Source organism: Pseudomonas sp. AC247, from assembly GCF_979258015.1.
In genome coordinates this window covers 1,196,867-1,221,710 of record NZ_OZ409829.1, presented here as the reverse complement: position 1 = coordinate 1,221,710, position 24,844 = coordinate 1,196,867, and the positions used below count along the sequence as shown (strand labels likewise).

The window sequence follows — 24,844 nt, the reverse complement described above, 5'->3', positions numbered from 1 at the left end:
AGCCAGGCTCCCACAGTGACCGCGCCGATCACAAAATCTGTGTACGACGCAGAACACTGTGGGAGCCTGGCTTGCCAGCGATGGCGTCAGTTCAGTCACAGCCGATTTGGGCGAATGCCACTCGTAATCGTGCGGCACTCTCGCGCTGACAATTGAGCTGTACCCGCGCAAGCCCCAACCAATCCGCCATCCGCCGTAAATTCACCGCCAGCGCCAACATCCCCGCCTCATCCAGCCCCGGCTCCTCCTCGTGCACCGCATGCACCGCCAGTCGCCCCGACGCCCGTTCGGCACGCAGATCAACCCGTGCCGCAATCCGCTCATTGTGCAAAAACGGCAACACGTAATAGCCGTAAACCCGCTTGTCCTGCGGCGTGTAAATCTCCAGCCGATAGCGGAAATCGAACAACCGCTCGGTGCGGCTGCGCTCCCAGATCAACGAATCGAACGGCGACAGCAGCGCACTGGCGACCACCTTGCGCGGGACTTTCGGCTCTGGCAGGCAATAGGCGATCTGCCGCCAACCGGCCACTTCGCATATTTGCAGTTGTCCCGCCTCGACCAGCTCAGCCAGTCGCGGACGCGCATCCGCCGGATTCAAACGAAAGTAATCGCGCAGGTCTTTCTCCGTGCCGACGCCCAACGCCTGTGCTGCATGCAACAGCAAACCACGCTGCGCCTCAGCCTCATCGGGCAACGCTTGCTGCAGAATGGACGAAGGAATCACTCGCTCCGGCAAATCATACAAACGCTCAAACCCACGCCGTCCCGCTACCGTCACTTCACCGGCGGCGAACAACCACTCCAGCGCGTGCTTTTCCGCGCTCCAGTCCCACCATGGCCCGGCCTTGTCTTCGCGGGTCGACAGACTGCCGGCGCCGATCGCGCCCTGCTCTTGCACCGAACTCAACACGCGACGTACAACGTCTTGCTGCTCGCGACCAAACTTGGCCAGTTGCTGATAAATATCTTCGCCGCGCCTGGCGCGTTGCATGCGCCAGCCCATCAACGGATACATCGACAGCGGCAACAACGACGCCTCATGCCCCCAATATTCGAACAACGAACGACGACGCCCCGAACTCCAGGCAGCCTGGTCGAGCAAGTCAGAAGAATAGTTACCGAGGCGGGAAAACAGCGGCAGATAGTGCGAGCGCACCACGGCGTTGACGGAATCAATTTGCAGCAAGCCCAGCCGTTCGATCAGCCGGTTGAGGTGAGCGGCCTTGACGGTCGGCGGCTGGCGCCCGTTGAACCCTTGGGCGGCCAGCGCCAGACGTCGCGCCTGTTTGAGGGAAAAGGCCAGTGTCGCGGGCATGAGCATCTCCTTGTCTGCTCGCAACCTACCTCACCTGAAAGTGTTTTGTGTAGCACTGGCGTCATCATTTATGCATCGGATCATCCCAGAACGGCCGCACAGACTCGTGTTCGACGTCGGCACGACTGACCCCGATGTCTTTCAACGCCTCGTCGCTCAGACTGGCGAGCAACTCGCGTTCACGGTGCAATTCATACCAGCGGCTAAACTTGTGCAGCAGGTCGGAAACGATGTGACCGCTGAATTTTTCTTCGCCTGCAAACTCTCTTTGACCTTTCATCGTGTTGCCCTCCTTTGTGGATGGCTCAAGTCTCTGCCTGGCGCTAAGATCAATCCAACGAATGTTTCTGATGGCATGCATCACGGAGATTCATCAATTGTCGGCCTACCCCAGTATCGATACCGATGTGTTGCGCACCTTTGTCGCGATTGCCGATCAGGGTGGTTTCACCCGCGCCGGTGAAATGGTCAACCGCACGCAATCGGCGGTGAGCATGCAGATGAAGCGTCTGGAAGAGGACGTGTTGCAGCGCCAGTTGTTCGAGCGCGACGGCCGACAGGTACGCCTGACTGCCGAAGGCCAGGTGCTGCTCGGTTACGCGCGGCGCATCCTCAAGCTGCACAGCGAGGTGTTCAACACCCTGCGCGAACCGCACATGGTCGGCACAGTGCGCATTGGTACGCCGGACGATTATGTGATGCGTTTTCTGCCGGGAATTCTGTCGCGGTTCGCGCAGTTCTATCCGTTGATCCAGATCGAAGTGCATTGCGAGTCGACCAAACAACTGTTGCAGCGCACCGATCTGGATCTGTCGATCGTTACCCGCGAACCGGGCAACGAGATCGGCCAACTGCTGCGCAAAGAGCGTTTCGTCTGGGCCGAGGCGCAAAATTTCAGCGCCCATGAACAAACGCCGCTGCCGCTGGCGATGTTCAACAGTGATTGTTTCTGCCGCTTGTGGGCGTGCAATGCGCTGGACGCGATGGGCCGCGATTACCGCATCGCCTATAACAGCACCAGTTTGTCGGCGCTGATGGCCGTGGTCAGCGCGGGTCTGGCGATCACCGCGCAACTGGAAAGCCTGATCACCCCGGACATGCGCATTCTCGGCGCTGCCGAAGATCTGCCGCTGTTGCCCGAGGCGAGCATCATGCTGATCCGCAACCTGAACAACCCGTCGCCGATCACCGAGTGCCTGGCCGAGCACATCGTCGAAGGCTTCAAACTTTAAACGCGAGCATCACCGCACACAGCACCAGAAAGCCGCAGAACAACCCGCGCAGGAGTTTTTCCGGCATCGCGTGGGCGACTTTCACGCCCCAACTGATGCTGGCCAGCCCGCCAATGGCCAGCGGCAAACCGATCATCCAGTCCACCTCGTGATGCACTGCGTAGGTCACCAGGGTCACGCCGGTACTTGGCAGCGCCAGCGCCAGCGACAAACCCTGCGCGACGACTTGTGTGGTGCCGAACAGGCTGGTCAGCACTGGCGTCGCCACCACCGCCCCGCCGACACCAAACAAACCGCCCATGGTCCCGGACGCCGCGCCGAGCACACCCAGCCACGGCCACGAATAGCGCATTTCGGAAGTCGCAGCGGGTTGCTTGCCGAACATCTTCAACAGGTTGTAAGCCGACAACACCACAAGGAACGCAACGAAACCGATACGCATGGTTTGCGCATCGATGCCGACCGCCCAGATCGAACCGATCCAGGCAAAACAAAAGCCCATCAGCGCCAGTGGCAGCGCGTGGCGCAGTTCGATGCGATTGCGCTGGTGATAGCGCCACAGCGCCAGCATTACGTTGGGCACCACCATGACCAGCGCCGTGCCTTGAGCGATCTGTTGATCGAGGCCGAACCACACGCCCAGCAACGGAATCGCGATCAAACCGCCGCCGATGCCAAAAATGCCACCCAAGGTGCCGAGTGCGGCGCCAAACAGCAGGTATAACAAAAACTCCATCACAGCCCAATTCCTCTAACGTCAGGCGACTCATCCTACGCAGTCGCCGCTGGCGGGTAAACGCACAGCAACGCACAATGGCTATGCCGATTTCGCACAAGCACCGGGCCGAACATGAATCCCAATCAATTGACCGACCAACTCGGGCTGTTTCTCGACGTGCTCGAGAGTGGCAGTTTTTCCGCCGCCTCGCGCCGTCATCCGCTGACGCCCTCAGCGGTCGCGCGGCGTATCGACAGCCTGGAAAATGCAGTCGGCAGCCAGTTGTTCATTCGCAGCACCCACGCCGTACTCGCCACGCCGGCCGGTCTGGCGTTCGCCGAGCGGGCGCGGCGCATCGTCGCCGAATTGCAACTGGCCCGGGCTGAAGCGGTGTCCTTGAGCAGCGCCCCCGAAGGCTTGATCCGCATCGATGCCCCGGCCGCGTTCGGGCGGCGACATCTGGCGCCGGTGATTGCCGACTTCCTCGTCCTCTATCCGGGGCTGGATGTGCAATTGCACCTGATCGACAGCTTCGTCGACATGGGCGGTTCGAACCTGGGCAAGGTTGATCTGGTGTTGCGCGCAGGGCAACTGGCCGACACGCGACTGGTGGCCACGCCGTTGGCGAGCATGGTGCGCATCGCCTGCGCCAGCCCGGACTACCTCAAGCGTCGCGGTATCCCCAAGCACCCCGCACAGTTGAGCGAACATGACGGCCTGGATTGGGAAGGACTCGCCCCGCCCTTCGCCTGGCGATTCGAACAGGACGGTCAAATGCAATTGCACCGTCCGGCGCGGATCCGCATGAGCGCCAACAATGCCGAGGCGCTGGTGTGCGGCGCATTGGCCGGGCTAGGCATCGCCCATTTACCCACTTGGCTGGCCAGCGAATACCTGCTGCGCGGCGAGTTACTGCCGCTGTTTTGCGAAAGTGGCCTGCCGAAGGCGGAATCCACGGGCATTTACGCGCTGCGTATGGAGCAGCAAACCAACTCCCGCAGTCGCTTGCTGCTGGAGTATCTGAAGACGCGGTTCAGCCCGGTGCCCCCTTGGGATCTGGCGCTGCAGCGGGACCTGGGTCGTCATTAGCGCCGGCGAATTATCTGGCGCATTAAACATTCGGGCGCTAGATTCATGACCATTACCGATCAAGGCTTTGATATGACTTCCGACCGCAACACCCCCGACGTCTGCGAAGAACTGCTGCTGGACAATCAAGCGTGCTTCGCCCTGCACTCCACTTCGCTGATGATGACCAAGGTCTACAAGCCGCTGTTGCAGGCGCTGGGCCTGACGTATCCGCAGTATCTGGCGATGATGGTGCTGTGGGAAAAGGACGGTTTGACGGTCGGAGAGATCAGCACAAAGCTGCTGACTGATCCGGGTTCGCTGACGCCGCTGCTGAAACGGCTAGAGGGCGAAGGGTTATTGAGCCGTACGCGTAGCCGAGAGGATGAGCGGGTAGTCATCGTCGAATTGACCGAACAGGGCCGAGCGCTAAAAGATCGGGCGCGCACGGTTCCCCCTTGCATCCTCGGCGCCAGCGGTTTCTCCATCGAGCGCCTGCAAAACCTGCAAGCAGAACTCCAGGCACTGCGCAGCCACCTGCAAAACAGCCTTTCCTGAATCCACCCTCCCCTTGTGGGCGCTGCGGCACGTTGCGATCTTTGGATTTTGGCTTTTTCAAGATCAAAAGATCGCAGCGTGCCGCAGCTCCTACAAGTGTTTCAGTGCACCTATCACGAATAATTTTCCAAAATTATCTTGCGCGCAAAATATTTGCGCTATACATTTGCCTCGTACTTATTTAGCGCGCAAACAATTAGCGCAAACCACGACACCCAACGAGGCTCACATCATGCAAACGCTCTACACCGCAATCGCAACCTCCACTGGCGGCCGTGATGGTCGTGCGATCTCCAGCGACAATATTCTCGACGTCAAACTCGCCACCCCCAAAGAACTCGGCGGTGCTGGCGGCGCGGCGACCAACCCTGAGCAGCTGTTCGCAGCCGGTTACTCGGCCTGCTTCATCGGCGCGCTGAAATTCGTTGCCAGCCAGACCCAACGCAAAATCCCCGACAATGCCTCGATCACCGCCCACGTCGGCATTGGTCAAATCCCTGGCGGCTTTGGTCTGGACATCGATCTGCACATCAGCCTGCCTGGCCTGGAACAAGCCGACGCGCAATCGCTGGTCGACGCCGCTCACCAGGTTTGCCCGTACTCCAACGCCACCCGTGGCAACGTCGACGTACGCCTGCACGTCACTGTCTGAACAAAGCAAAAGATCGCAGCCTGCGGCAGCTCCTACAGGGGTACATATGTAGGAGCTGCCGCAGGCTGCGATCTTTTGATCTTACTGACAGGCACAAAAAAGCCCGACTCAATGGTCGGGCTTTTTCTTTCCGCAAAAAGCAGTGCTTATTTAGCACGGCCTTTGTAGGAACCGCCTTCGCGGGTGTCGATCTCGATCTTGTCACCGATTTCGATGAAGTCAGCAACCTGCAGCTCAGTACCGTTGGCCAGTTTGGCTGGCTTCATGACTTTGCCGGAAGTGTCGCCGCGAGCCGAACCTTCGGTGTAGTCAACTACACGTACGATGGTGGTCGGCAGCTCTACGGAAACCAGACGCTCTTCGAAGAAGATCGCTTCGCAAACATCGGTCATGCCTTCTTCAACGAAAGGCAGAACGGCTTCGATGTCTTCAGCGTTCAGCTCGTACATGGTGTAGTCGGTGGTGTCCATGAACGTGTAGGTGTCGCCGCTGATGAAGGACAGGGTCGCTTCTTTGCGGTCGAGGATTACGTCGTCCAGTTTGTCGTCAGCGCTGTAAACGATCTCGGTCTTGTAACCGGTCAGCAGGTTTTTCAGCTTGGTCTTCATGATCGCGCTGTTACGGCCCGATTTGGTGAATTCAGCTTTCTGAACCAGCCAAGGATCGTTTTCGAGACGGATCACGGTACCGGGTTTCAGTTCTTTACCAGTTTTCATTGCGAATATCCGAATTTGGATGGGATTTACAAAAATCTAGGCCGCGTATCATATCCAATTTAGGTAAAACTGTACCAGCGCTGCGGCAAGATCGGCCTGCAAGCCTTGTTCCAGACACCATTTTTCGGCATTTTCCTGCAGTTCGGGCCAGTGTTTGCGGCTCGCCAACCAGTGATCACCGATTGGTTGCCCAGCGCTCCAGGCTCGCCACAGACCGTTCATCGCCTCAGCGGCGGCCGGCGACAGACCTTTGGTGTACAGCACCAGAAAGGCGTCGAGCTTGTCCAGATGGATGTCTTCGTCCTGCTGATAGATGTGCCAGAGCATCGGCCGCCCCGCCCATTGCGCGCGAACGAAAGAATCCTCGCCGCGCACGGCGTTGAAATCGCAGCACCACAGCAGGTGATCATATTGATCCTGTCGGACGAATGGCAGCACCTGCACGTTCAATGACTGCCGTACATGGATCGCACCGACCGTCAGGGTTTCAACCCCGAGCCAGCGCGCAACATCGCCAAGAATGCGCCCTTCCGGCACCAGCAGATGAGTCGGCGTGGGGTCTGCTGCCAATACGTCCAGCCAACTGGCCAGCCCGGCATTCTCGTAGGCAAATAACGAAATCAGCTGCGCCTCAGGCGCGCGATCAATGCCCAGGCCTTGCAGGAATTGTCGCTGCGCCTCGGGATCCAGCTGAAACTGCTGACGCTGTTCAAGCAATCCACGCTCACGCAGCAAGCCGCCAGTACCGGGCTGGAAGCCGGGGAAAAAGAAGATCTTCTGCACCGATTTGTATTTCACTGATGGCAGACCGTGGCAGCCGATGACCCAGTCCTCGGCGCTGAGGTAGTCGAGATTCATCCATAACGGTGGCTTTTCGCGCGCGGCCATGGCGTCCATGTAATCACTGGGCAACTGACAGGCAAACGCGGCGATCACCACATCCACCGCGTCAGTCTGTGCCCACTCACTCGGCCAGAGGCGCACTTCGACGCCCTGCTGCGATTGCTGCGCAGCGTTGACGTCGATGTCCGGGCAGATCCGTTCGAACGCACGCAGGTCATCGACCCACAGGCGCACCGCCAAAGAGTGCTCGGCGACCAGTTGCCGGGCCAGGCGCCAGGTCACGCCGATGTCGCCATAGTTGTCGACCACGGTGCAGAAAATATCCCAGCGGGTGTTCACTTCCGGCATTCAAGACTCCCGTTGGCAAAAGCAGCGATTGTCCGCATAAATCACCTCGCGCAGAAGAGCCGACGGCGATTAATCTTCGTGCGACAATCGCCACTTGCCCGCAATCATCCGCCAGGAGGCAGCCATGCCCTATCGTCCCAACCCGCGTCGCCCCTTGCCTGTTCAGCTTAACGCGCTGCACCTGACCGGCAGTATTGCCTTGGGCCTGTGGCTGGGGTTTCTCGCCATTGCGCTGACCTGCTGGCTGCTGTCGCGTTTTCTGTTCACCGAACAGTTGGCACCGGTTGCTCAGGCGGTGCAGCAACTGGCCAAGCCGCCGGCTGCCGTCCAGGTACAACCGGATATTCCGCCGCAAAGTCCGCTGTTCGACCAGTACGAAGAAAACCTGCGCAAGAACGAACAGCAGGTTCGACTCGATCAAGCGCGCAGCAGCTCGCGAAACCAATCCAACCCTAAATGCCAGTTCTGGCTGCAACAGGATCAGACCGCCCCAAGCGAAAAGAGCCGCGCCAACGTCCTACAATTCTGCGATTGATCATGAACAAGCACACGGTTCACCAACTGATTATCGACAAGCTGCGCGTTGATCTCGACATCGCCGAACGCGCGGCGCAAACCGCCTACGAAACCGCGACCCACGAAGAAAACATTGCCGAAAACAAGTACGACACGCTGGGGCTTGAGGCGTCTTATCTGGCCGCGGGTCAGGCAAAACGCGTCGAGGAAATTCGTCAGTCACTGGCGCTGTGCCAGAACTTGACGCTGCGCGCCTATGACGAAAACCGTGGAATCGAGATCGGCGCCCTGCTCGGTCTGGAAGACGAAAAGGGTCGCGAGCAGTGGCTGTTTCTGGCGCCGGATGCGGCCGGCCTGAAAGTCGATGTCGTGGGTCAGCCGATTACCGTCATCACCCCGCGCTCGCCACTGGGCAAAAGCCTGCTGGGCAAGTTCGAAGGTGATGAGGTGGAGATTCTGGTGGCGGGCACCCGGCAACAATTTGCTGTCACCGAGGTGCTTTAAGAGGGTTGCTTAGTGAACGGGCAGTTCGACGCCGTCGAACAGCTCTTCCAGCTCTTGTTTGTTGTGGCACTGAATGGCTTTGGCCATGACTTCGCGGGTCAGGTGCGGCGCAAACTTCTCGATGAAGTCGCACATGAAACCGCGCAGGAAGGTGCCGCGACGGAAACCGATCTTGGTGATGCTCGATTCGAACAATTCGCTGGCATCCAGTACCACCAGATCGCTGTCGAGTTTGCTGTCGACCGCCATTTTCGCCACGATGCCCACGCCCAGCCCCAGGCGCACGTAGGTTTTGATCACGTCGGCGTCGGCCGCAGTGAACACCACTTTCGGCGTCAGGCCACGATGGCTGAACGCTTCGTCGAGTTTCGAACGGCCGGTGAAACCGAACACGTAAGTCACGATCGGGTATTCAGCCAGCGCTTCGAGCGTCAGCTTCGGCAATTTGGTCAGCGGGTGACCTTGCGGCACGACCACGCAGCGGTTCCAGCGGTAGCACGGCATCATCACCAGATCGCCGAACAGCTCCAGCGCTTCAGTGGCGATCGCAAAATCGACGGTGCCGTCTGCGGCCATCTCGGCGATCTGCATCGGCGAACCCTGGTGCATGTGCAGCGCCACGTCCGGGTATTGCTTGATGAAATTGCTGATCACCGGCGGCAGGGCATAACGCGCCTGGGTGTGCGTGGTGGCAATCGACAGGGTGCCCTTCTTCTCGTTGGAGAATTCCTGGGCGATCTGCTTGATGCTTTCTACCTTGCGCAGAATCTCACCGGCAGTGGTGATGATGCGCTCGCCGGCCGGGGTGACGCGGGTCAGGTGCTTGCCGCTGCGGGCAAACACTTCAACGCCGAGTTCGTCTTCCAGCAAGCGGATTTGTTTACTGATGCCCGGTTGCGAGGTGTACAGGCTTTGGGCTGTAGCGGAAACGTTGAGGTCGTGGTGCGCCACTTCCCAGATGTAGCGCAATTGTTGAAGCTTCATATGTATCCCTCAAAGCAGGTAGACGCCACGGGCATCAGCGACGGTATATAACTATATTAATGGTTTGAAGAATAAATCTAGAACTTTTTTATCAAAGTGCCATTATTCCCGCTTCAGCGATCCTCCCGCCGCCGACGTTCCACCAACGGCACCAGATAAACCGGCACCTTGGCCAACTGCAGGACCCGAGCCGCCGTGCGCCCCAACGGCGTTTCCGCGCCCACCCCGTGACTGTGGCTACCTACGATCAGCAAATCGACCGAGAGTTTCTGCGCCTGGTCGAGAATCACCTGCGACGGATCGCCTTGCAGCACGCGCACCGCGCGAATGCGTTGCAGATCCTGCTCGCCCTCCTCCCCCAACTCTTCGCGAAAGCTTTCCAGCACCCGTTGTTCGATATTGGCGATGACTGTTTTCAGACCCTGGCTGTGAAAATCGTTCAATGCCTGCTCGTCGAGATAGCTCTGCAACACCGATTCGGCGAACAGCCCCATCGGTTCTACCGCGTGCACCACATACAAGTCGGCATTGAACGTTCGCGCCAATGCCAGGGCATGCTGCATCACTAACGGTGCGTACAGACCGAGGTCAGTGGCATACAGCATCGAACGAATCATATGACCTCCTCGCAAGCCAACAATGGCGGAGATTTGATTCAGCTTAGCAGTGCCTTGGCGAGTACGACGTGCGGCGCAACGTCTTGAACCGTTTGGGCTTTAGACCGACGGTTCGTTGCTGATGCCGTGCGGCACATGGCCGGTGGCAACCACTTCGCGGGCGAGTTCGCAATGCCCGGCCTGATCGTCGAAGAACACGTCGGCTGCGAATGCTTCGAGAAACGCCGATTTGGTTAGACCGCCGAGAAACAGTGATTCGTCGAGACGGATATCCCACTCGCGCAAGGTGCGGATCACCCGTTCATGCGCAGGTGCCGAACGTGCGGTGACCAGCGCGGTGCGGATCGGGCAATCGTCGTCGGGAAACTCGCGCTGGAGCAGATTGAGCGCTGCCAGAAAGCCCTTGAACGGCCCGCCACGCAGCGGTTCGCGTGCAGATTCACGCTCCTTGGCCTGAAACGCTTCGAGCCCGCCGGATTGATAGACGCGCTCCGACTCGTCGGAGAAAATCACCGCGTCACCGTCGAAGGCGATGCGCAATTCGTCGCTGGCCGCACGGCTGGCGCCACCGGACAAAATGGTCGCGGCGGCAAAACCGGCGTCCAGCGCCGCACGTACGTCTTCAGCATGGGTCGACAGAAACAGGTCGCAACCAAACGCTTTCAGATACGGGTACGGACTGCGCCCGCCGACAAACGCCGCGCGGGAAATCGCCAGCCCATAATGGTGAATCGAGTTGAACACGCGCAGGCCAGTGTCGGCGCTGTTGCGCGACACCAGAATCACCTCGACCCGCGCTCGGCCGAGGCGGCTGTTGAGTTTCAGGAGTTTTTCCACCAGCGGGAAGGCATCGCCGGGCGCCAAAATCTCGTCTTCGTGTTCGATCTGATATTGCCGATAGGCTTCGACGCCGCTCGACAGGTAGACCTTGTGGCTCTCGCTCAGGTCGAACAAGGCGCGCGACGAAATCGCCAGCACCAGTTTGTCATCGATGTTCTTGGCCATGCATTCCCCCAAAGCGACCGGCTTAAACGTTGCGTCGGTCGATAAAACGTAAAGTGCGATACAGCGCTTCGATGCGCGGCAACTGACAACCCGCCGCTTTTGCTGCCGCCAGTGGTCGAGCGTAGATCGCGTCCAGCTCCAGCGGTCGCTTATGTAGAAAGTCGTGGTACATGCTCGGCCAGTAGTCGGGCATTTTCTCGGTCATCGTGAACAGGAAATCGGCATAGCCGGCCGGCACTTCCAGACCACACGCCTTGGCGCCCTGCACGACCTCAGCCATCAACGCCTGAATCAGCGCGCGACTGTCGCCATCGGCCATCAGCGGCGTGGTACCCGCACCGAGGAGCACCGACAGGCCGTTATAGGGAATATTCCAGACCAGTTTCTGCCAGCGCGCCTGATGCAGATTGGGCATTGCCTGCGAATCGAGACCGGCGGCGCGGAACAGGCCAGCGCCTTCTTCAACGATGGCCATGCGCGCCACTTCATCAAGCGCCGGACCGCTGTGATAGCCGACGTTCACCGCCCCCAGGGCTTGATGGGTTATCAGCCCGGGCTCCTCGCGATGCACACAGATCAGACACAAGCCGCCGAGCAGATGGAGGGAATCGGGAAGCAGTTCACGCAGGCTGTCTTCGACATCAAGACCGTTTTGCAGAACCAGCACTTTCGCATCAGCCTTGGCCGCCTGAACGATTGCAGGCGCGAGGCCAGCGTTGCTGGTGGTTTTCGCGCCGACCAGCAGCCAGTCACACTTGGGCATGTCCTCGGCCGCCGAATAGGCTTGCACCGGATTCAGCGTCAGTTGACCGTGCACCGCACTGTTCACCTGCAACCCGCGCTCGGCGACTGCCGAGAACTCGCTGCGCAACAGAAAGTGCACATCGAACCCGGCACGCGCCAGCATCAATCCGTAGAAACCACCAATTGCGCCGGTGCCAATAATCCCCACTTTCGGTTTATCAAAGCCTGACTTATCCATTGCCCCGATCATGGCAACTCCTCTGCAATTCGACCCAGTGCCTGCGCCAGCGCCGCGTTCAGCGCATCAGCTGTCAGGCGCATGTGCAATGCCCCAAAGAACTCACCGTCGCGCACCACAAACAGCGCCGGCAAATGAAAGACCTGATAACGCTCGACCAACCCGCCGTTGTCACCGGCATCGATCCAGCACAGGCGATCAACCGCGAGCGCCATCTCCGGTAATACTTCGCGGGCATAACGGCAACTGGCGCAGCCGACACTGGTGAAAATCACCAGTGAAACGCCGCTCATCGCCAACAGCCGTTGGTCGGCGTCGAAATCGGTCAGTTCGGATTCGACCACTATACTGGGGGAAACAATGTCAAATGGCCGACACAGGGAGTCTGTGCTCATGGGACGTTTCATTCCTCATCCGGACGAGGTGCCGGTTGAATTAACCTTGCTCAAGCCTGAGTGTATTTCCAGGCAACAGCTGCACACTATCAGCCTCGGCGGCATCGCTTGCAATTACCACCGTGCCTGGCGCCATGGCACGGCGCTGCAAGTGCGCATGCCGACACTCAATGCCGACATCTGTTATCCGGGCTATGTGGCGTGGTGCCTGCGGCGCAAAAAGGGTTATCTGGTGGGGATCGCATTTACCGATGAACAGACGCTGTTCAGCGCGCGAATGGGTGAGCAGGTGTGTCAGATCGAGCGCTACTGCCGCATGCACGACACCCACGATGACCTGCAAGAAATTCAGGCGGTGGCCCTGCAATGGGTCGAGCAACACGCCGACGAGTTCTCCCACGACAGCGTGCGCAAGGCTTTCGCCCAAGCAGTGTCGGACTGACGCGCTTCTCTAAACAATTACTTGCCCATTGTCGAGCAGGCGCTTTACGCGCTAAGGTTCCGCTCCCCGACGCGCTTAAATCTGCTGTGCTCCGCCGCGCGGGGATCGCTGGCGGCCGGCACCCGTGACCTGACGAGTAAACGATGGCTGATTTACCGATCAACGACCTAAACGTCGCCTCTAACGAGACCCTGATCACTCCTGATCAGCTCAAGCGTGATATCCCTCTGAGCGACGCCGCCCTGCGCACCGTCACCAAGGGCCGCGAAGTCATTCGCAACATTCTTGATGGCACTGACCACCGTCTGTTCGTAGTGATCGGCCCGTGCTCGATCCACGACATCAAGGCTGCCCACGAATACGCCGATCGCCTCAAGGTGCTGGCGGAGGAAGTCTCCGACACCCTGTATCTGGTCATGCGCGTGTATTTCGAGAAGCCACGCACCACCGTCGGCTGGAAAGGCCTGATCAACGATCCGTATCTGGACGACTCGTTCAAGATTCAGGACGGCCTGCACATCGGTCGCCAGTTGCTGCTGGATCTGGCCGAAAAAGGCCTGCCAACCGCCACTGAAGCCCTCGACCCGATCTCCCCGCAGTATCTGCAGGATCTGATCAGCTGGTCGGCCATCGGCGCGCGCACCACCGAATCGCAGACTCACCGTGAAATGGCCTCTGGCCTGTCCTCGGCGGTGGGCTTCAAGAACGGCACCGACGGCGGCCTGACCGTGGCGATCAACGCCCTGCAGTCAGTCTCCAGCCCGCACCGTTTCCTCGGCATCAACCAGGAAGGTGGCGTGTCGATCGTCACCACCAAAGGCAACGCCTACGGTCACGTGGTGCTGCGCGGTGGCAACGGCAAGCCGAACTACGATTCGGTCAGCGTCGCCCTGTGCGAGCAGGCGCTGAACAAAGCCAAGATCAAGCCGAACATCATGGTCGATTGCAGCCACGCCAACTCCAACAAGGACCCGGCCCTGCAACCGCTGGTGATGGAGAACGTCGCCAACCAGATCCTCGAAGGCAACCAGTCGATCATCGGCCTGATGGTCGAAAGTCACCTGAACTGGGGCTGCCAGGCGATTCCCAAAGACCTCGCCGACCTGCAATACGGCGTGTCGATCACCGATGCCTGCATCGACTGGTCTGCCACCGAGAACACCCTGCGCAGCATGCACGCCAAGCTCAAGGACGTGCTGCCGAAACGTCAGCGCAGCTGATCAGCGTTTCGCAGGCATAAAAAAACGCCGGGCATTGCCCGGCGTTTTTGTGTGTGCGGCTCAGATCTTCGCGGCGCGGCGCTGATGGCGCTCCATGTAGCGCTCGACGTAGGAGCACGACGGGATCACCGTGTAGCCCATTTCTTCGGCGTACTGCAGCGCGCTTTCGGTCAGCGCAGCGGCAATGCCACGCCCGCGCAGGGCGTTGGGCACAAACGTGCGGTAAATATCCAGGGTCTGTTTCCCCAGATCCATATAGGTCAGGTAGGCACGATGACCGTCCACATTGGTCTCGAACTGATGACCAGCCTGGTCATGGTGGATGGACAACGCCTCGCTCATCACTACTCCTCGCGGGTCTTGGATTCTGACCCCTACCTTACCGATGTTTTTCCGGCGAAGGAACATCTACGCCACCCCGTGCCTGTTGGACACCGAGAAGAGCCACACCGATCTCGCGCAACCGAGCACCTGATAAATAGTAGGCTCCATTGGCAAAAATGCTCAAGGTGCGCTCGTCATCAAGCCGGTTGACGGGGGTTGCTCCGATGGACGCAGGGGTGGTTGGGGAGAAGATCTTCCCAAGCCGCTCACCTGAACATTGCCGGATGTTGAGACTTAAGACGTGCAACCTTTTTTAAAGTCACCTCAACATGGACAAAAGATAAGCGAAGCAGCACGCAAAATCGGAACAAAAGTGTGGACGAATTCATCTAGAAAGACTTTAGCCAAGACTGCAAAAACAGCACACCGTAACGGGAACTTTTTCTGATTAACTCGCTCAGTGCGGGGCTTGCAGCTGGATATTTTTTATACAGTGCAGTTAAAAGTTGCTCGAAAAAGAATCAGCGCCTACAATTTTTTTTGCTTCTTGCGCTACGTCAGTTTACTTACTACAAGTAATGGGTAGTATGTACGCCGGCTATTTCCTCAATCGTGAGGAGACAGCCACTTAATTTGAAAGTCCTTGAAGGGGAACACGATGAACAACGTTCTGAAATTCTCTGCTCTGGCTCTGGCCGCAGTTCTGGCTACCGGTTGCAGCAGCGCATCGAAAGAAACCGAAGCACGTCTGACCGCTACTGAAGACGCAGCTGCTCGCTCCCAGGCTCGTGCAGACGAAGCTTACCGTAAAGCTGATGAAGCTCTGGCTGCTGCTCAAAAAGCACAACAGACTGCTGACGAAGCTAACGAGCGTGCTCTGCGCATGCTGGACAAAGCTAGCCGCAAGTAATAATCCTTCGGGATTGTTATCAAGCCGATCCGATGTCTGGGTCGGCTTTTTTGTGCCCGATGCTTTTGTCCAGGCAATAAAAAACCCGCCGGCGCGTGAAGCGTCGGCGGGTTTTTTATTGCCTTATTGCTGCAAATCGATTGGCGCACTCGAAACAATCGGCGCCGAGCTAGTCGGTGTACCGATTTCCGTAGGCAGGCCATCTTCAGCCGCCACCACATCGCGCACCACATCCCAGTTCATGCGCAGGTTGTTGGTGACGTCTTCACGCTTGAGCATCGCGTTGATCACTGCAGTGTGCTTGTCGACTACCGACGGGTTGCCCTTGTCGTCGATCGGCGTGTGCGCTTCCAGATAAACCTTGCCGCCACTGCGACCGAACTTGTAGGCGTCGTTGAGGATGCGCACCGACGTGCCGACCGGCACCATGCTGGCCATCTCCAGCACATTGTTGTTGAACATGCGGAAGCAGCCGTGGCTGGTGCGCATGCCGATCCCGAATTTCTTGTTCGAACCGTGGATCAGATAACCCGGCGTGCCCAGCGTGAACTTGAACGGGCCCAATGGATTGTCCGGGCCGGCCGGCACTACGTTTGGCAGCGGATCACCATCGGCGGCGTGTTCAGCCTTGATCGATGCGGGCGGCGTCCAGGTCGGATTTGGCGTCTTGGCGATGATCGAGGTGTGGGCGATCGGCGAACCCCAACCTTCACGACCGATACCCAGCGGGAACGTGTAAACCACGTTCTTGCCTTTCGGGAAGTAGTAGAGGCGGTACTCGGCGAGGTTGATCACGATGCCTTCGCGCGGGCCCGGCGGCAGAATAAAGCGGGTCGGCAAGACGATTTCAGTGCCGGCGCCCGGCAACCAGGCATCGACGCCCGGGTTGGCCGCGACCATTTCCGAATAACCCAGATCGTAGGTCGTGCCCAGATCGGCGAAGGTGTCTTCGTACTTGGCCTTGATCACCTGGACCTGGCCGATGATGTCTTCACCGGGCGGTGGCAGGGGGAACTCCAATGCAGCAACGGGACCGGCCACACACAGGGCGGCAAGTGACAGGCAGCGGGTGACGGCAGGAAAGCGCGGCAACATCCGGAAAATCCTTCGCATGATCAACAAGGGTATAAGAGCGGGATTGTACACCGCACTTTGAATATTGGGGGAGACAGCCCGATGGACCGCGTCAGGCCTTGAAAAGATCGCAGCCTGCGGCAGCTCCTACAGGATTACGCGAACCCATGTAGGAGCTGCCGAAGGCTCGGGCCGCGATCGGACGATCTTTTGACCTTAAAGCTCGAATCGCAGCTCAGGCCAGATCGGCGACGTGCCGCGCTTTTGCGATTCCAGAATCGCCCGGCACAGCGAACACAGGCGCTGATCCTGAAACACCCGGCGATCAACGCTCGACCAGCGCGGTTGCGCCGGGAGCAAGCTGCCGCACAGGGTGCGATCAGCCGAACCACCGAGTTCGAGTTGCCGGGTCACCAGATGCACCCGCACTTCCTGGCAGGCGAACAGATCCAGCTGCTCGTCAGGCTCGATCAGTTGGTAGGCAAACAGGGACCAGGCAGAACGCGACATCGGGGGCTCCAAATAAGGGGGCGCCACATTAGCCGAAAGCCTGCCCTTAGAAAAGCCTCATAACAGCGGTTTTAGCGTCGGCCAGACATTTTCCAGCAACTTGCCCTGAGCCCCGACCGCCGGGTGCAGTCCATCGGCCTGCATCAAGTCCGGATGACCGCCGACGCCGTCGAGGAAAAACGGTACCAGCGAGAGACTATTCATATGTGTGTCAGCCTGAAAAGATACATACCTTGTAACGTCTGTCGGATTTTTACTGCGGAAAGCTCAGCCAAGTTAATTCCATATTGACATCACGCTCATCGGACGGGGAGACTCAGCGAGTAACCCCACCCCTGATAAGGAAATCCAATAATGAAAAATCGCTCCTTTCTGGTACCTATGGCGACTTTGGCAGCAGCAGTTGCTACAGAGCACGCTTCAGCATCACTACCTCACCAGATTATCGCCCCCGCCATTGACCAAACAATCGCAACTCAGTCGCCTCCTCAAAGCGAAAACCTTTCGGTACGCGGCGGCAACGATTTGTTCACATTTGTGTTGAAACGCGGAGACCAAGGTCAATTTATGGCCTATCACAGCTCTCACAGCTCCCACGCGTCGCACAGTTCACACAGCTCCCATCATTCGGGCTCCTGACATGGAGCGGGAGGTGACGCTCGTATTTGACCAGCAGCTTTACGAAGCACAAGTGCTGCAAAAAGCTGCTTATCGGGCTATGAACTCGCTGACGGTTGATATCGCATGCGCTGATGGAAAATTCAGCTGCGTTTTGTCCGCGAATATCGGCATCGAAGAGCCTTCATTTTTACTCGCTGTTCAAGAATTCAAGAAAGACGTGATCGACTACCAACTGCGCCACCAGTTGAATACTGAAACGTTGTCCATCAAAAATCTGATCCTTGGGCTGGCCTTTTCGAAAACCGGACTGATCAGTGAGTAAATTTCAGAAGCTGGATTTCTATGCTCAGCAACGCCCTTACGAGCTGCTGCCGTTCAAATTCGACCGTTTGAATGACTGCGAATACGTCATTACCAATATGGCGGGCGAGTACCACGTACTGCCGATGCCGGTCCTCGAACCGCTGATCAACAGAACACTACCGCTTACATCAGAGCTGATCCCAACACTCCGTTCGAAGCAGTTCATCCGATTTCCTGAAGAGCAAGCACCTCTCCAGCTACTCGCACTCAAAATTCGCACCCGGCTGTCCAGGCTCGCTCAGTTCACAAATCTTCATATCTTTGTAGTAACCCTTCGATGTGACCATAGCTGCCCCTACTGCCAGGTCTCTAGGCAATCGGAAAGCAGAGATGAATTCGATATGACTTCAGAGATGGCTGACCGGTCATTGGATTTCGTTTTCATGTCTCCGAATCCGGCCATCAAAATTGAGTTTCAGGGCGGAGAGCCCTTGCTGAATTTTGAGATGGTGAAATACGTCGTCCTTGAGGCTGAAAAACGCAACCTCAAAGAGGGCCGTGACCTTCAGTTCGTGATCGCGACCACGCTTTCGCTGTTGACTGATGAAATGCTCATTTTCTGTAAGCAGCATCGCATCGTCCTTTCATCCTCCCTCGACGGTCCGACGAATCTCCACAATGCCAATCGCCCACGTCCCGGTCGGGACAGTCACCAGCGTTTCGAAGAAGGGCTAACCAAAGCGCGCGCAGCTCTCGGGTACGATCAAGTGTCTGCTCTGATGACAACCACAGACAAGAGTCTACCCCACGTAAGGGCCATCATTGATGAGTACCTGCGCCTCGGTTTTGATGGGATATTTCTCCGAACTCTCTCGCCATATGGCTTCGCGATCAAGACCAAGAAATTTCTGTCGTATGACACTGAACGCTGGCTCGATTTTTACAAAGAAGGTCTTGAATACATCATCAATCTGAACAAGTCCGGCATACGGTTCGTGGAGCAATACTCATCGCTTGTACTGGCAAAAATGCTGACATCAACAGATCCCGGATTCGTTGATCTGATGAACCCTGCGGGTGCTGGAATTGCTGCCATCGTGTTCAATTATGATGGCTCTGTCTATGCTTCTGACGAGAGTCGCATGCTTGCTGAGATGGGCGACCACACCTTCAGATTAGGCAACATTTTGGAACAATCCTATGAGGAGATCATCCTCTCGGATCAACTGTTAGATGCACTGGAATATTCCTTCACACTGAGTGCTCCCATGTGCTCAGACTGCGCATTCGAACCCTACTGCGGCTCAGAACCTGTTTACCACCATGCTATGCATAAGGATTTGGTAGGAAGAAAGCCAGAGTCCTCCTTTTGTAAGCGAAACATGGCGATCTTCAAACACCTCATCGAATTGATGGAAAACGACGAAGATACGAAGCGGATTTTTATGGGATGGGCCAATCGATGCTGAAGCTCAGCGGAAAAATAATCCGTATTCATGCAGTTGATGTCTCTAAGGATCTCACGTTAATCAAGGTCTCCACTAACCGAAACCTTCCCGAAATCCTACGAAGAGAAATGGCCTACCTGGCTACTGAATGCCCTATCCCCTTCGGATTTGCACACTATCTTCTGACTGAGCTGCATCAGGATTTGGTTCAAGAACTCCCCGAGGGTTCCGACTACTCGATCCTGCCGAATGACTACGACTACATTGGCAACAATGACATTGTCCGACTTTCCGCTGATCGTCAAAGCATCCGGGTTCTGTTCCGGGCTTCGTCGCCGAACAACAGCATTCTGCTAACTGAGCAATGCAATAACTATTGCCTCATGTGCTCGCAGCCTCCTAAAACAACCGATGATTCATGGATACTCGATGAAATCGAAAGCTTGATCCCTTTGATCCCAAAAGAAACACGCGAGCTGGGATTCACCGGTGGAGAGCCTACGACCAATCAAGAGCGTTTTCTCAAAATACTTAGCCTGACGAAAAGCTACCTACCAAGGACCGCAATTCATATCCTTTCGAACGGAAGAAGCTTCAGAGACCCAAGGTTTGCTGAAAAATATGCGGACATAGGATTACCTGATGCAATGGTCGGGATTCCCGTCTATTCAGATGATCCAACTCTTCATGACTACATCGTTCAGGCTCAAGGCGCATTCGACGAAACCATTCAGGGCATTCTGAACCTGAAACGCTTGGGGCAGAGGGTTGAGATTCGGGTCGTCTTGCACAAATTGTCTATCCAGCGGCTTCCTCAGCTATGTGAGTTCATTGCACGCAATCTCTTGTTCGTTGATCAGGTTGCTTTGATGGGACTTGAAATGATGGGATTTACCCGCGCCAATCTTGATGAGCTCTGGATTGATCCCATCGAATACAAAGACACTCTCAGCAAATCGGTGCTGATTCTTACCAAATATGGAATGAACGTTTCGGTCTACAACCATCAGCTGTGTCTGGTTAACCCAGACATTATTCCGCACTACCGAAAATCAATCAGTGACTGGAAAAATGAGTTTGCGCCGGAATGCCTGACCTGCCGAAAGCAAAGCGAATGCGGAGGCTTTTTCGCATCTGGGATCAAGTTTGGATATAGCAAACAACTCACCCCCTTCTGACGCCTCCGCACGAAAATTCAAAGCAAGGGTTTTAGCGTCGGCCAGACATTTTCCAGCAATTTGCCCTGAGCCCCGGCTGCCGGGTGCAGTCCATCGGCCTGCATCAAGTCCGGATGACCGCCGACGCCGTCGAGGAAAAACGGTACCAGCGGGATCTTTTTATCGTCGGCGAGTTTGCCGTAGACCTCAGCGAAAGCATCGGTGTAGCGCTTGCCGTAATTGGGCGGCAGCTGCATGCCGAGCAGCAGGACCTTGGCGCCGCTCTGACGGGAGCTGTCGATCATCGAGGCAAGATTTTGTTGCAATTGAGTTGGCAGCATTCCGCGCAAGCCATCGTTGCCACCCAGTTCAAGGATCACCAGCGCCGGTTTATGCTCTGCAAGCAGCGCCGGCAGCCGCGCCTGGCCTCCGGCACTGGTGTCGCCGCTGATCGAGGCGTTGACCACTTTATCGTCGAAACCCTCCTGTTTGAGCCGTTGCTCCAGCAACGACACCCACCCCAAGCGGGTATCCAGGCCGAAACCGGCGCTGATACTATCGCCAACGATCAGGACAGTACCCGCCGCTGCGTTCTGGGCCATGCACATGACGGCCAGGCCAGCACTCAAAAACCATACACGCATCGGATTCTCCATGGGCGCAAGCATTCTCACCGCGAAGAACCTCAGCAAAGTGGTTCCCAGCGCGGAAGGTGAACTGACTATCCTGCACGAACTCAGCCTGGAACTGAACAAGGGCGACAGCCTGGCCATTGTAGGCGCGTCCGGTTCCGGCAAATCCACCCTCCTCGGCCTGCTCGCCGGCCTCGACCTGCCGAGCAGTGGCGAAGTCATCCTCGCCGGACAGAGCCTGAGCAATCTCGATGAAGACCAGCGCGCGCGCATTCGTGCCGAGCACGTCGGTTTCGTCTTTCAATCGTTTCAACTGCTCGACAGCCTCAATGCGCTGGAAAACGTCATGCTGCCGCTGGAGCTTGATGGCCGCAAAGACGCGCGCGAGCGTGCGACGGAACTGCTTCAGCGCGTCGGCCTCGGCCAGCGCCTGACGCACTCGCCGCGCCAGCTCTCCGGTGGCGAGCAACAACGTGTAGCGATTGCCCGAGCGTTTGCCGCCGAGCCCGATGTGCTGTTTGCGGATGAGCCCACCGGCAACCTCGACAGCCACACCGGCGAGCGCATCAGCGACTTGCTCTTCGAACTGAACAAGGAACGCGGCACCACCCTGGTGCTGGTGACCCACGACGAACGCCTGGCCCATCGCTGCCGGCGCCTGATCCGTCTTGAAGCCGGGCTGTTGGTCGCCCCTCTGGAGCCTTGATGGCACGCCTGCCGCTGTTGCGTCTGTTCAGTCTCGCCATTCGCCAACTGCTGCGCGATGCCCGCGCCGGGGAATTGCGGGTGTTGTTCTTCGCGTTGGTCGTGGCGGTGGCGGCGAGTACCGCCATCGGTTACTTCGGCGCCCGCCTCAACGGCGCGATGATGTTGCGTGCCACTGAGTTTCTCGGCGCCGATCTGGTCCTTGAAGGCAGCTCGCCGACCCGCGAAGAACAAATCAAGAGCGGCATCGAGTTGCGCCTGCAGCATGCACAGGTGGTGGAGTTCTCCAGCGTCATTGCCACTGACAACGGTATTCAGTTGTCGAGCATCAAGGCGGTCGACCGCACCTATCCGTTGCGCGGCGAACTTAAAAGCGCCCCGGCGCCCTTTGCTGCGGAAGAGGTTGGCGGCGAGCCGCAACCGGGCGAAGCGTGGGTCGAAGCGCGCCTGCTGACGGCGCTCGATCTGAAGATCGGCGACAGCATCGATGTCGGCATGAAGACACTGAAGCTGGCCCGCGTGCTGACTTACGAGCCGGATCGCGCCGGCAACTTCTACAGCCTGACACCGCGGGTGATGATCAACCTCGACGACCTCGCTGCCACTGGCGTGGTGCAGCCCGGTAGCCGCGTGAGTTACCGCGAACTGTGGCGCGGCGAACCGCAGGCGCTGGAAACCTATCGGCAACTGATCAAACCAGGCCTTGCAGCCAACCAGCGGATTCAGGATGCCCGCGATGGCAACCGGCAGATTGGCGGTGCGCTGGGCAAGGCCGAACGTTATCTGAACATGGCCAGTCTGGTCGCTGTGTTGTTGGCCGGTGTAGCGGTAGCGTTGTCGGCGAACCGTTTTGCCAGCCGCCGTTTTGATGCCAGTGCGCTACTGCGTTGCCTGGGATTGTCGCGGCGGGAAACCATGCTGCTGTTCAGCATTCAACTGACGGTACTCGGTTTGCTCGCTGCCCTTAGCGGTGCGCTGCTCGGCTGGCTGGCGCAATTGGGCCTGTTTGCCCTGCTGCATGATCTGTTGCCAAGCGACGTTCCAGCGGGCGGTCTGTTCCCGGCGATCGCCGGGATCGGCACCGGGCTGGTCGCACTGGCCGGATTTGCTTTGCCGCCTTTGGCAGCGTTGGGTCGTGTGCCGCCGCTGCGGGTTTTGCGTCGCGACATGTTGCCGATCCCGTCGAGCACCTGGATGGTTTACGGGGCGGCACTCGGCGCACTCGGTTTGATCATGTGGCGCCTGAGCCTGGATCTGCTGCTGACGTTCGCCTTGCTTGGCGGTGGCGTGATCGCCGCGCTGGTGCTCGGCGGCTTGCTGCTGTTGCTGCTCAATAGCCTGCGGCGAATGCTCGCCCGCGCTTCGTTGCCATGGCGGCTGGGCTTGGGTCAGTTGCTGCGTCATCCATTGGCCGCGGCGGGCCAATCGCTGGCATTCGGCCTGATCCTGTTGTCGATGGCCTTGATCGCCCTGCTGCGCGGCGAACTGCTCGACACCTGGCGAAACCAGTTGCCGAAAAACGCGCCCAACTATTTCGCCCTGAACATTCTGCCCGCAGACAAACAGGCCTTCACTGATCACCTTGTCAACGTGTCGGCTCAGGCGGCGCCGTTGTATCCGGTGGTACCGGGGCGATTGATCAGCATCAATGGTGAAGCGGTGCAGCAAATCGTCAGCAAGGATTCCGCTGGCGACCGTGCAGTACAACGCGACCTGAGCCTGACCTGGGCCGCCGATTTGCCAGCGGGCAACAAACTGACGGCGGGCAGGTGGTGGAGCGAACAACCAGTAGACGACGTTCCGGGTGTCTCGGTCGAAGGCAAAGTCGCCGAGAGCCTGAAACTGAAACTCGGCGACCACATGGTGTTCAGCGTCGGCGGGGTCAATCGTGAAGCGAGGGTCACCAGCCTGCGCGAGATCAACTGGGATAACTTCCAGCCGAACTTCTTCATGATCTTCCAGCCCGGCACCCTCAAGGACCTGCCGGCGACCTACCTGACCAGCTTCTACCTGGCGCCCGGTCACGACCAACAGATTGTCGAGCTGTCGCGCGCATTCCCGGCCGTGACCATTCTCCAGGTCGAAGCCCTGCTCGAACAACTGCGCAGCATCCTCGCCCAGGTCACCCTGGCCGTGGAATATGTGTTGTTGTTTGTGCTGGCGGCGGGAATGGCGGTGCTGTTCTCTGGCCTGCAAGCGACGCTGGATGAGCGCATCCGCCAAGGCGCGTTGCTGCGTGCGCTGGGCGCCGAGCGGCAATTGCTGATCAAGGCGCGGCGTATCGAGTTTGGTTTGCTCGGCGCAGTCAGCGGTTTGCTCGCAGCCATTGGCTCGGAAGTGGTCAGTCTGGTGCTCTATCGCTACGCCTTCGACTTGCCATGGCATCCGCATCCCTGGTTGCTGGTGCTGCCATTGATTGGCGCTGTACTGATCGGTGGTGCGGGCGTATTCGGTACGCGTCGGGCGCTCAATGCAAGTCCACTGACAGTGTTGCGCGAGGGTTGATAGACTCCAGCGGTCTTAATCACAAGAAGTTGCCATGAGCCGTTATCGCCCTCCCCGTACCGCCGGCACCGCGCTGATCACCCCTGAAGGTGAAGCGCGGATGCGTGCCGAATTCCATGAGCTGTGGCATGTGCGTCGCCCGCAGGTCACGCAATCGGTCAGCGAGGCTGCAGCGCAAGGTGACCGTTCGGAAAACGCCGAATACACCTACGGCAAAAAGATGCTGCGCGAGATCGACAGCCGCGTGCGCTTTCTGACCAAACGTCTGGAAGCGCTCAAGGTGGTCAGCGAAAAGCCCAGCGATCCGAACAAGGTCTACTTCGGCGCCTGGGTGACCATCGAGGACGAAGACGGCAAGCAATCGCGCTACCGCATCGTCGGCCCCGATGAACTGGATCTTAAACTGGGTTTGATCAGCATCGATTCACCGCTGGCCCGCGCCTTGATCGGCAAGGCGCTGGACGCTGAAGTACGGGTGCAGACGCCGACTGGCGAGCAATTCGTCTACATCGTCGCAATCGAATACCTCTGACACCG

At 58.1% G+C, this 24,844-nt stretch carries 30 protein-coding genes and 1 pseudogene; 16 read left to right on the top strand and 15 right to left on the bottom strand.

All coding sequences use genetic code 11. The features are described from left to right. Positions 1 to 91: 91 nt before the first annotated feature. Complete coding sequence (locus ACZZ0B_RS05830) at positions 92 to 1,318, bottom strand: winged helix-turn-helix domain-containing protein (protein ID WP_463544579.1); 1,227 nt, start codon at positions 1,316 to 1,318, stop codon at positions 92 to 94. Between the two features lie 64 nt (positions 1,319 to 1,382). Next, positions 1,383 to 1,598, bottom strand: coding sequence for a DUF1127 domain-containing protein (locus ACZZ0B_RS05825; protein ID WP_463544578.1), 216 nt, complete (start codon positions 1,596 to 1,598; stop codon positions 1,383 to 1,385). Positions 1,599 to 1,695: 97 nt separating this feature from the next. On the opposite strand from ACZZ0B_RS05825, the gene ACZZ0B_RS05820 reads away from it, so the two are divergent. After that, complete coding sequence (locus tag ACZZ0B_RS05820; RefSeq protein ID WP_026000633.1) at positions 1,696 to 2,550, top strand: LysR substrate-binding domain-containing protein; 855 nt, start codon at positions 1,696 to 1,698, stop codon at positions 2,548 to 2,550. Here ACZZ0B_RS05820 and ACZZ0B_RS05815 read toward each other — a convergent pair. Next, a complete protein-coding gene (locus ACZZ0B_RS05815) occupies positions 2,540 to 3,289 on the bottom strand; it encodes a sulfite exporter TauE/SafE family protein (RefSeq protein WP_175559623.1) in 750 nt (249 codons plus the stop codon). The two genes, ACZZ0B_RS05820 and ACZZ0B_RS05815, sit on opposite strands and share 11 nt — an antisense overlap. A gap of 111 nt (positions 3,290 to 3,400) precedes the next feature. Here ACZZ0B_RS05815 and ACZZ0B_RS05810 point away from each other — a divergent pair, with 111 nt between their 5' ends. From ACZZ0B_RS05810 to ACZZ0B_RS05800, 3 genes are all read left to right on the top strand, one after another. Further along, positions 3,401 to 4,357 carry a LysR family transcriptional regulator gene (locus tag ACZZ0B_RS05810; RefSeq protein WP_440096428.1) on the top strand — a complete coding sequence of 319 codons (957 nt, stop codon included), beginning with the start codon at positions 3,401 to 3,403 and terminating at the stop codon, positions 4,355 to 4,357. 45 nt (positions 4,358 to 4,402) lie between these two features. Continuing rightward, the gene (locus ACZZ0B_RS05805; RefSeq protein ID WP_440096429.1) at positions 4,403 to 4,894 is read left to right on the top strand and encodes a MarR family winged helix-turn-helix transcriptional regulator; all 492 of its coding nucleotides are present in this window, start codon (positions 4,403 to 4,405) and stop codon (positions 4,892 to 4,894) included. Between the two features lie 232 nt (positions 4,895 to 5,126). Then, complete coding sequence (locus tag ACZZ0B_RS05800; RefSeq protein WP_008079954.1) at positions 5,127 to 5,546, top strand: organic hydroperoxide resistance protein; 420 nt, start codon at positions 5,127 to 5,129, stop codon at positions 5,544 to 5,546. Positions 5,547 to 5,692: 146 nt separating this feature from the next. Here the strand turns inward: ACZZ0B_RS05800 and ACZZ0B_RS05795 are convergent, their stop codons facing one another. Continuing rightward, positions 5,693 to 6,262: an elongation factor P gene (locus tag ACZZ0B_RS05795; protein WP_007908599.1), complete on the bottom strand. Its 570-nt coding sequence runs from the start codon at positions 6,260 to 6,262 to the stop codon at positions 5,693 to 5,695. A gap of 48 nt (positions 6,263 to 6,310) precedes the next feature. Further along, positions 6,311 to 7,453, bottom strand: coding sequence for an elongation factor P maturation arginine rhamnosyltransferase EarP (gene earP / locus ACZZ0B_RS05790; protein ID WP_463544577.1), 1,143 nt, complete (start codon positions 7,451 to 7,453; stop codon positions 6,311 to 6,313). A 124-nt stretch (positions 7,454 to 7,577) separates the two neighbouring features. Here earP and ACZZ0B_RS05785 point away from each other — a divergent pair, with 124 nt between their 5' ends. Beyond that, on the top strand, positions 7,578 to 7,988 hold the full coding sequence (locus ACZZ0B_RS05785; RefSeq protein ID WP_463544576.1) for a hypothetical protein: 411 nt from the start codon (positions 7,578 to 7,580) through the stop codon (positions 7,986 to 7,988). 2 nt (positions 7,989 to 7,990) lie between these two features. Beyond that, positions 7,991 to 8,473: a GreA/GreB family elongation factor gene (locus tag ACZZ0B_RS05780; RefSeq protein WP_158831673.1), complete on the top strand. Its 483-nt coding sequence runs from the start codon at positions 7,991 to 7,993 to the stop codon at positions 8,471 to 8,473. A 9-nt stretch (positions 8,474 to 8,482) separates the two neighbouring features. On the opposite strand, the gene cysB is transcribed toward ACZZ0B_RS05780, so the two are convergent. The 5 genes from cysB to ACZZ0B_RS05755 form a co-directional block, all read right to left on the bottom strand. Continuing rightward, entirely contained in the window at positions 8,483 to 9,457 is a 975-nt protein-coding gene (cysB, locus tag ACZZ0B_RS05775; RefSeq protein WP_158831675.1) for an HTH-type transcriptional regulator CysB, read from the bottom strand. 113 nt (positions 9,458 to 9,570) lie between these two features. Continuing rightward, entirely contained in the window at positions 9,571 to 10,074 is a 504-nt protein-coding gene (locus ACZZ0B_RS05770) for a universal stress protein (RefSeq protein WP_463544575.1), read from the bottom strand. Positions 10,075 to 10,173: 99 nt separating this feature from the next. Further along, positions 10,174 to 11,079: a 5'-nucleotidase gene (locus tag ACZZ0B_RS05765; protein ID WP_008079944.1), complete on the bottom strand. Its 906-nt coding sequence runs from the start codon at positions 11,077 to 11,079 to the stop codon at positions 10,174 to 10,176. Positions 11,080 to 11,101: 22 nt separating this feature from the next. Further along, positions 11,102 to 12,061, bottom strand: a complete 960-nt coding sequence (locus ACZZ0B_RS05760; RefSeq protein ID WP_463544574.1) for a putative 2-dehydropantoate 2-reductase — start codon at positions 12,059 to 12,061, stop codon at positions 11,102 to 11,104. Between the two features lie 8 nt (positions 12,062 to 12,069). Next, a complete protein-coding gene (locus tag ACZZ0B_RS05755; protein WP_463544573.1) occupies positions 12,070 to 12,456 on the bottom strand; it encodes a thioredoxin family protein in 387 nt (128 codons plus the stop codon). On the opposite strand from ACZZ0B_RS05755, the gene ACZZ0B_RS05750 reads away from it, so the two are divergent. Continuing rightward, entirely contained in the window at positions 12,455 to 12,898 is a 444-nt protein-coding gene (locus ACZZ0B_RS05750; RefSeq protein WP_463544572.1) for a PilZ domain-containing protein, read from the top strand. The two genes, ACZZ0B_RS05755 and ACZZ0B_RS05750, sit on opposite strands and share 2 nt — an antisense overlap. Positions 12,899 to 13,041: 143 nt before the next feature. Then, positions 13,042 to 14,118 (top strand): 3-deoxy-7-phosphoheptulonate synthase, encoded by a 1,077-nt coding sequence (locus ACZZ0B_RS05745; RefSeq protein ID WP_003226802.1) that lies wholly within the window; start codon positions 13,042 to 13,044, stop codon positions 14,116 to 14,118. A gap of 60 nt (positions 14,119 to 14,178) precedes the next feature. Here the strand turns inward: ACZZ0B_RS05745 and ACZZ0B_RS05740 are convergent, their stop codons facing one another. Continuing rightward, a complete protein-coding gene (locus ACZZ0B_RS05740; protein ID WP_003226804.1) occupies positions 14,179 to 14,460 on the bottom strand; it encodes a GNAT family N-acetyltransferase in 282 nt (93 codons plus the stop codon). A gap of 640 nt (positions 14,461 to 15,100) precedes the next feature. On the opposite strand from ACZZ0B_RS05740, the gene oprI reads away from it, so the two are divergent. Continuing rightward, positions 15,101 to 15,352, top strand: coding sequence for an outer membrane lipoprotei OprI (oprI, locus tag ACZZ0B_RS05735; RefSeq protein WP_003199355.1), 252 nt, complete (start codon positions 15,101 to 15,103; stop codon positions 15,350 to 15,352). A gap of 123 nt (positions 15,353 to 15,475) precedes the next feature. On the opposite strand, the gene ACZZ0B_RS05730 is transcribed toward oprI, so the two are convergent. The 3 genes and pseudogenes from ACZZ0B_RS05730 to ACZZ0B_RS05720 all read right to left on the bottom strand — a co-directional run. Continuing rightward, positions 15,476 to 16,447, bottom strand: coding sequence for a L,D-transpeptidase family protein (locus tag ACZZ0B_RS05730; RefSeq protein WP_463544571.1), 972 nt, complete (start codon positions 16,445 to 16,447; stop codon positions 15,476 to 15,478). A 195-nt stretch (positions 16,448 to 16,642) separates the two neighbouring features. Beyond that, entirely contained in the window at positions 16,643 to 16,936 is a 294-nt protein-coding gene (locus tag ACZZ0B_RS05725) for a hypothetical protein (protein WP_007908575.1), read from the bottom strand. Between the two features lie 57 nt (positions 16,937 to 16,993). Continuing rightward, positions 16,994 to 17,128, bottom strand: a pseudogene (locus tag ACZZ0B_RS05720) (arylesterase); the annotation flags it as partial. Positions 17,129 to 17,290: 162 nt separating this feature from the next. On the opposite strand from ACZZ0B_RS05720, the gene hxsA2 reads away from it, so the two are divergent. Genes hxsA2 through hxsC form a run of 4 tightly spaced genes read left to right on the top strand, consistent with a single transcriptional unit; the run spans position 17,291 to position 20,486 of the window. After that, entirely contained in the window at positions 17,291 to 17,575 is a 285-nt protein-coding gene (hxsA2, locus tag ACZZ0B_RS05715; protein WP_463544570.1) for a His-Xaa-Ser repeat protein HxsA2, read from the top strand. Position 17,576: 1 nt separating this feature from the next. Then, complete coding sequence (hxsD, locus tag ACZZ0B_RS05710) at positions 17,577 to 17,879, top strand: His-Xaa-Ser system protein HxsD (RefSeq protein ID WP_463544569.1); 303 nt, start codon at positions 17,577 to 17,579, stop codon at positions 17,877 to 17,879. Then, entirely contained in the window at positions 17,872 to 19,329 is a 1,458-nt protein-coding gene (gene hxsB / locus ACZZ0B_RS05705) for a His-Xaa-Ser system radical SAM maturase HxsB (protein WP_463544568.1), read from the top strand. Before hxsD ends, hxsB begins: the two co-directional genes overlap by 8 nt. Further along, positions 19,323 to 20,486: a His-Xaa-Ser system radical SAM maturase HxsC gene (gene hxsC, locus ACZZ0B_RS05700; RefSeq protein ID WP_463544567.1), complete on the top strand. Its 1,164-nt coding sequence runs from the start codon at positions 19,323 to 19,325 to the stop codon at positions 20,484 to 20,486. The genes hxsB and hxsC overlap by 7 nt, the downstream gene beginning before the upstream one ends. Positions 20,487 to 20,503: 17 nt before the next feature. Here hxsC and ACZZ0B_RS05695 read toward each other — a convergent pair whose 3' ends face one another. Next, complete coding sequence (locus ACZZ0B_RS05695) at positions 20,504 to 21,109, bottom strand: arylesterase (protein WP_008079924.1); 606 nt, start codon at positions 21,107 to 21,109, stop codon at positions 20,504 to 20,506. A 10-nt stretch (positions 21,110 to 21,119) separates the two neighbouring features. Between ACZZ0B_RS05695 and ACZZ0B_RS05690 the strand changes: the two genes are divergently transcribed. Genes ACZZ0B_RS05690 through greB form a run of 3 tightly spaced genes read left to right on the top strand, consistent with a single transcriptional unit; the run spans position 21,120 to position 24,839 of the window. Continuing rightward, on the top strand, positions 21,120 to 21,803 hold the full coding sequence (locus ACZZ0B_RS05690) for an ABC transporter ATP-binding protein (protein WP_008079923.1): 684 nt from the start codon (positions 21,120 to 21,122) through the stop codon (positions 21,801 to 21,803). After that, positions 21,803 to 24,307, top strand: coding sequence for an ABC transporter permease (locus ACZZ0B_RS05685; RefSeq protein ID WP_463544566.1), 2,505 nt, complete (start codon positions 21,803 to 21,805; stop codon positions 24,305 to 24,307). Before ACZZ0B_RS05690 ends, ACZZ0B_RS05685 begins: the two co-directional genes overlap by 1 nt. Positions 24,308 to 24,341: 34 nt before the next feature. Then, on the top strand, positions 24,342 to 24,839 hold the full coding sequence (gene greB, locus ACZZ0B_RS05680) for a transcription elongation factor GreB (RefSeq protein ID WP_008079921.1): 498 nt from the start codon (positions 24,342 to 24,344) through the stop codon (positions 24,837 to 24,839). The last annotated feature ends 5 nt before the right edge of the window (positions 24,840 to 24,844 follow it).

Coding starts and splice junctions, on each gene's coding strand:
- ACZZ0B_RS05760 (WP_463544574.1), bottom strand. CDS start 12,061: ATGGATAAGTCAGGCTTTGATAAACCGAAAGTGGGGATTATTGGCACC.
- hxsD (WP_463544569.1), top strand. CDS start 17,577: ATGGAGCGGGAGGTGACGCTCGTATTTGACCAGCAGCTTTACGAAGCA.
- ACZZ0B_RS05765 (WP_008079944.1), bottom strand. CDS start 11,079: ATGGCCAAGAACATCGATGACAAACTGGTGCTGGCGATTTCGTCGCGC.
- ACZZ0B_RS05685 (WP_463544566.1), top strand. CDS start 21,803: ATGGCACGCCTGCCGCTGTTGCGTCTGTTCAGTCTCGCCATTCGCCAA.
- ACZZ0B_RS05795 (WP_007908599.1), bottom strand. CDS start 6,262: ATGAAAACTGGTAAAGAACTGAAACCCGGTACCGTGATCCGTCTCGAA.
- ACZZ0B_RS05800 (WP_008079954.1), top strand. CDS start 5,127: ATGCAAACGCTCTACACCGCAATCGCAACCTCCACTGGCGGCCGTGAT.
- ACZZ0B_RS05770 (WP_463544575.1), bottom strand. CDS start 10,074: ATGATTCGTTCGATGCTGTATGCCACTGACCTCGGTCTGTACGCACCG.
- ACZZ0B_RS05690 (WP_008079923.1), top strand. CDS start 21,120: ATGGGCGCAAGCATTCTCACCGCGAAGAACCTCAGCAAAGTGGTTCCC.
- ACZZ0B_RS05730 (WP_463544571.1), bottom strand. CDS start 16,447: ATGTTGCCGCGCTTTCCTGCCGTCACCCGCTGCCTGTCACTTGCCGCC.
- ACZZ0B_RS05725 (WP_007908575.1), bottom strand. CDS start 16,936: ATGTCGCGTTCTGCCTGGTCCCTGTTTGCCTACCAACTGATCGAGCCT.
- ACZZ0B_RS05810 (WP_440096428.1), top strand. CDS start 3,401: ATGAATCCCAATCAATTGACCGACCAACTCGGGCTGTTTCTCGACGTG.
- ACZZ0B_RS05755 (WP_463544573.1), bottom strand. CDS start 12,456: ATGAGCACAGACTCCCTGTGTCGGCCATTTGACATTGTTTCCCCCAGT.
- hxsA2 (WP_463544570.1), top strand. CDS start 17,291: ATGAAAAATCGCTCCTTTCTGGTACCTATGGCGACTTTGGCAGCAGCA.
- ACZZ0B_RS05750 (WP_463544572.1), top strand. CDS start 12,455: ATGGGACGTTTCATTCCTCATCCGGACGAGGTGCCGGTTGAATTAACC.
- ACZZ0B_RS05745 (WP_003226802.1), top strand. CDS start 13,042: ATGGCTGATTTACCGATCAACGACCTAAACGTCGCCTCTAACGAGACC.
- greB (WP_008079921.1), top strand. CDS start 24,342: ATGAGCCGTTATCGCCCTCCCCGTACCGCCGGCACCGCGCTGATCACC.
- cysB (WP_158831675.1), bottom strand. CDS start 9,457: ATGAAGCTTCAACAATTGCGCTACATCTGGGAAGTGGCGCACCACGAC.
- ACZZ0B_RS05805 (WP_440096429.1), top strand. CDS start 4,403: ATGACCATTACCGATCAAGGCTTTGATATGACTTCCGACCGCAACACC.
- ACZZ0B_RS05780 (WP_158831673.1), top strand. CDS start 7,991: ATGAACAAGCACACGGTTCACCAACTGATTATCGACAAGCTGCGCGTT.
- ACZZ0B_RS05785 (WP_463544576.1), top strand. CDS start 7,578: ATGCCCTATCGTCCCAACCCGCGTCGCCCCTTGCCTGTTCAGCTTAAC.
- ACZZ0B_RS05695 (WP_008079924.1), bottom strand. CDS start 21,109: ATGCGTGTATGGTTTTTGAGTGCTGGCCTGGCCGTCATGTGCATGGCC.
- earP (WP_463544577.1), bottom strand. CDS start 7,453: ATGCCGGAAGTGAACACCCGCTGGGATATTTTCTGCACCGTGGTCGAC.
- ACZZ0B_RS05825 (WP_463544578.1), bottom strand. CDS start 1,598: ATGAAAGGTCAAAGAGAGTTTGCAGGCGAAGAAAAATTCAGCGGTCAC.
- ACZZ0B_RS05830 (WP_463544579.1), bottom strand. CDS start 1,318: ATGCCCGCGACACTGGCCTTTTCCCTCAAACAGGCGCGACGTCTGGCG.
- oprI (WP_003199355.1), top strand. CDS start 15,101: ATGAACAACGTTCTGAAATTCTCTGCTCTGGCTCTGGCCGCAGTTCTG.
- hxsC (WP_463544567.1), top strand. CDS start 19,323: ATGCTGAAGCTCAGCGGAAAAATAATCCGTATTCATGCAGTTGATGTC.
- ACZZ0B_RS05740 (WP_003226804.1), bottom strand. CDS start 14,460: ATGAGCGAGGCGTTGTCCATCCACCATGACCAGGCTGGTCATCAGTTC.